Genomic DNA, 4,342 nt, shown 5'->3' on the forward strand with positions numbered 1-4,342 from the left:
CCTTTATCTAATTTAGAACCATCTTCTTTTTCTAAGAAACGACTTGGTGCAAAACCTTCTACTCCATCAGCAAAAGTTACTACTGCGCCTTTGTCATTCTTTTCTTTGATTGTTCCTTCGTGCTTAGAATCGATCGCATAGGTAGCTTCATGTGCATCCCAAGGGTTGTCTTGAGTTTGCTTATGCCCTAAGTTTAACTTTCTATTCTCAACATCTAATTCTAGTACCTGAACTTCTAATTTATCGCCAACAGTTACGAAATCTGATGGGTGTTTGATTTTCTTAGTCCAAGACAAATCAGAAATATAAACCAAGCCATCAATACCTTCTTCCAATTCTACAAATACACCAAAGTTGGTATAGTTGCGAACAGTTCCTGTATGCGTCGTTCCAACTGGGTATTTCGTTGTAATATCGGTCCAAGGATCTGGATGTAATTGTTTGATCCCTAGCGACATTTTTCGGTCTTCACGATCTAGCGTTAAGACTTGTGCTTCTACTTTATCTCCAACTTTTACGAAATCTTGTGCAGAACGTAAGTGTGTAGACCAAGACATTTCAGAAACGTGAATCAATCCCTCTACTCCTTGTTCAACTTCTACAAATGCTCCATAATCTGCTAAAACTACAACTTCACCAGTTACTTTATCTCCAACTTTCAAGTCTGTGTTTAAAGCTTCCCATGGATGTGCTGACAATTGTTTTAATCCTAATTGGATTCTAGATTTGTTATCGTCAAAGTCTAAAATTACAACGTTTAATTTTTGATCCAATTCAACAACTTCATTTGGATGATTGATTCTTGACCATGATAAATCAGTAATATGCACCAAACCATCTACACCACCTAAATCAACAAACACACCATAAGAAGTAATGTTTTTAACAACACCTTCTAATACTTGTCCTTTTTCAAGTTGACCAATAATTTCTTTCTTTTGAATTTCAATATCAGCTTCAATTAATGCTTTATGAGATACAACAACGTTTTTAAATTCGTGGTTGATTTTCACAACTTTGAATTCCATTGTTTTCTCTACATATTGATCGTAATCTCTAATTGGCTTCACATCAATCTGAGAACCAGGTAAGAAAGCTTCGATTCCGAAAACATCAACAATCATACCACCTCTAGTTCTACATTTAACAAAACCGTTGACTACTTCACCAGTTTCATGTGCATTATTAACACGTTCCCATGCCTTTATAACTCTTGCTTTTTTGTGAGACAATACTAATTGACCAGAAGAATCTTCTCTCTTGTCTACCAATACTTCTACTTTATCTCCTTCTGCTAATGCTTGGTTGTAACGAAATTCGTTCAAAGAGATAACTCCTTCAGATTTAGAATTAATGTCAATGATTGCGTCTCTGTCTGTAATTCTAATGACAGTACCTTCAATTACATCACGCTCATTTACGAAACCTACAGTTCCTTCCAACGCTTTTTCAAATTCTGCTAATTTTTCCTCATCAACAGCTTCAATACCTTGTTCGTATTTGTGCCAGTTAAAATCCGCTAAAAATTGTTCTGGATTTACAGTTTCTACCACTGTTTCTTGTACTTCTGTAGCAACAACTTGCTCTTCAGTGTTTTTTGTTTCTTCAGACATGTCCGAAAATAATTTTTGTATCTTATTGTTTTTCAGATTTTTAACGATAAAAACGCCAAGAGTTGTTTTTATAAAATGATTTGTTTCGCTCCTTCTTTAAATCTGTTACCGTAAAAAGGAGTGCAAATTTACAAAAAATCATTTGATTTTTAAGGTGTTAGAATTAATTTATTATTCTTTTTATTGTTGCTAATCAAAAAACTACCTTTGCATTTCTCAAAACTTTTTTAGAGAATACAATGGCAATGGATAAAAAAACACAAGATTTAGTAAATCAAGGTATTATGCTTCCACTGATGGAAGAATTTTATACAATACAAGGCGAAGGCGCTCATACTGGAACTGCTGCCTACTTTATTAGAGTTGGTGGATGTGACGTAGGTTGCCATTGGTGCGATGTAAAAGAAAGTTGGAATGCAGATTTGCACCCACCTACATACGCAGACACCATAGTTAAAAATATAACAAAACATGCCAATACAGTTGTTATTACTGGGGGTGAGCCCTTGATGTGGTCTATGGATTACCTTACAGAATTACTCCAAAAAAACAAAATAAAAACACATATAGAAACATCCGGTGCCTATTCTTTTTCTGGAAAATGGGACTGGTTTTGCCTGTCTCCAAAGAAAACAAAATTACCTTTAGAAGAAGTTTACAAAGAAGCAAATGAATTGAAAATGATTATTCATAACAAATCAGATTTCGAATTTGCTGAAGCCCAAGCCCAAAAGGTAAATGAAGAATGTCAATTATTTTTACAACCTGAATGGAGTCGTAAAGAAAAAATGACAGCATTAATTGTAGACTATGTAATGAAAAATCCGAAATGGAAAATATCACTACAAACACACAAATACCTAAACATTCCTTAATTCAAAGAGGATAGGCTTTCTACGAGTGCATAAATTTTATCAAACTGCTCTTTAAATCCGAGGTCAGAATTATCAATTTCAATAGCGTCCTCCGCTCTAACAAGTGGAGAGTCTTTTCGGGTAGAATCTAAATGATCTCTTTCTACTACATTCTGTAAAATTTCTTCATAACTAACAGTATCTCCTTTAGCAATCAATTCTTTATAACGCCTTTGCGCTCTTGTATTTGCAGAAGCTACCATAAAAATTTTCAATTCAGCATCCGGAAAGACAACCGTACCAATATCCCTACCATCCATAACGATGCCTTTATTTTTACCCATCGCTTGTTGTTCCAGAACTAACTTTTTCCTCACAGAAGAAACCGCAGCAACTTTACTCACCAATTGAGAAACTTCTAGAGTTCTAATTTCTTTTTCAACATTCACACCATTCAAATACATCTCTGCGAAGCCAACGTTGGAATTAAAAGTGAAGGACAACGAGATTCTTGAAAGTTCTTTTTCCAAACCAGCAATATCAAATTCAGTAGCTGTAATGAGGTTTTGATTCATGGCAAAAAGCGTCACTGCTCTATACATAGCACCAGTATCTACATAGATATAACCTAACTTTTGTGCCAATTGTTTGGCAATGGTACTTTTACCGGTTGATGAAAATCCATCAATTGCTATTGTAATTTTCTTTTTCATAATTATCTTCTATCCAAATTTATTAATAAACTAAAAGTACTCGCATTGGCAGCAGCATGAAATTTAGAATATGCATAATTGAACTTAAATTTATTCATTTTTACACCAAAACCTAAAGAAACACCACTAAATGTTCTCACATTTTGCAATGCCAGTTCACGGGCTCTTTTAAAATTGTAACCAGCACGAATATTTATCAGGTTATCAGGAAATAACTCAGCACCTACAATGATATGTCGAAACATATTGTTTAAAAAATTAATATCCTCTTTGGTTACATTTCCTTCCAAATCAACAGTTTGATTGGATGGATTGGCCACAGAGATATCCCATTGCTGTAAATTATCCAAGGTACCATACCATTTTATAGGAACATATTGTAAACGATAAGAAACTCCCAATGCAACCTTTAAAGGCATTTTTTCTTGGACACCATTAAAAGATTTTAATTGGGTGCCAAGATTTCGAACAACAAGGGACATTGAAAGTGGTTGAAATTCGCTGTAATAAAGAATCGCAAAATCGATTGCAGTCCCAAAAGATGTAAAATTACTAATAGTAGCGTTTATCAACTTTAGGTTGGCGCCTATGGCGATATTGGATCTCGGAATAGAATAGGCATACCCCACAGAAATAGCGATATCATTTGCACTAAAATTTCCAGTTTCAACACCAAATTCATTCGCAGCTATCATAGATCCATAATCTAAGTATTTAATACTAGCATGGAGCGTTCCAAATCTTCTAGAAAGTGTTTTTGCATAGGATACAGAACCAATATTAACACCCGCTAAAAAACTTGAATAGTTGACCGAAATTTTGTTATCCATTTCTGAATTGATAACCGAGGGATTCCAAATAGGTTGATTTACATCATCCATTATCGTCAAAGTTTCACCGCCTAAGGCAATTTGTCTTGCTGATGAAGATAGATTTAAAAATTGATAAACGGATGCTCCTCCAACTTGAGCAAAAAAGTTGGTAAAATAGAAAAAGGTAAGAAAACCAAACAAATGTTTCATAAACGATCTTACAAAGGAAAAAAGAATATCTTACATAATAACGAACAAGCGCTTATTTATTTCATCGAGGGTTAAAAAAAAACCTCATATCGTTAGATATGAGGTTTAAAGGACTGATAAAAATCAGTATAAAGAAAGGC

4 protein-coding genes are annotated in these 4,342 nt (G+C 34.2%); 1 reads left to right on the forward strand and 3 read right to left on the reverse strand.

What is annotated here, in order from left to right:
* On the reverse strand, positions 1 to 1,613 hold a 1,613-nt coding region (rpsA, locus tag ABF281_RS04210), incomplete at its 3' end, for a 30S ribosomal protein S1 (RefSeq protein ID WP_347180444.1).
* Positions 1,614 to 1,858: 245 nt separating this feature from the next.
* On the opposite strand from rpsA, the gene ABF281_RS04215 reads away from it, so the two are divergent.
* Positions 1,859 to 2,488: a 7-carboxy-7-deazaguanine synthase QueE gene (locus ABF281_RS04215; protein WP_347180445.1), complete on the forward strand. Its 630-nt coding sequence runs from the start codon at positions 1,859 to 1,861 to the stop codon at positions 2,486 to 2,488.
* Here ABF281_RS04215 and cmk read toward each other — a convergent pair.
* The gene (gene cmk, locus ABF281_RS04220; protein ID WP_347180446.1) at positions 2,485 to 3,180 is read right to left on the reverse strand and encodes a (d)CMP kinase; all 696 of its coding nucleotides are present in this window, start codon (positions 3,178 to 3,180) and stop codon (positions 2,485 to 2,487) included. The genes ABF281_RS04215 and cmk overlap by 4 nt on opposite strands.
* Before the next feature lie 2 nt (positions 3,181 to 3,182).
* The gene (porQ, locus tag ABF281_RS04225; RefSeq protein WP_347180447.1) at positions 3,183 to 4,202 is read right to left on the reverse strand and encodes a type IX secretion system protein PorQ; all 1,020 of its coding nucleotides are present in this window, start codon (positions 4,200 to 4,202) and stop codon (positions 3,183 to 3,185) included.
* Positions 4,203 to 4,342: the final 140 nt, after the last annotated feature.

It is taken from the genome of Wenyingzhuangia sp., from assembly GCF_039768515.1.
Classification (GTDB): Bacteria; Bacteroidota; Bacteroidia; order Flavobacteriales; family Flavobacteriaceae; genus Wenyingzhuangia.

What these genes read in the sequence shown, in the direction of transcription:
- ABF281_RS04215 (WP_347180445.1), top strand. Translation starts at nt 1,859, where the DNA reads ATGGATAAAAAAACACAAGATTTAGTAAATCAAGGTATTATGCTTCCA.
- cmk (WP_347180446.1), bottom strand. Translation starts at nt 3,180, where the DNA reads ATGAAAAAGAAAATTACAATAGCAATTGATGGATTTTCATCAACCGGT.
- porQ (WP_347180447.1), bottom strand. Translation starts at nt 4,202, where the DNA reads ATGAAACATTTGTTTGGTTTTCTTACCTTTTTCTATTTTACCAACTTT.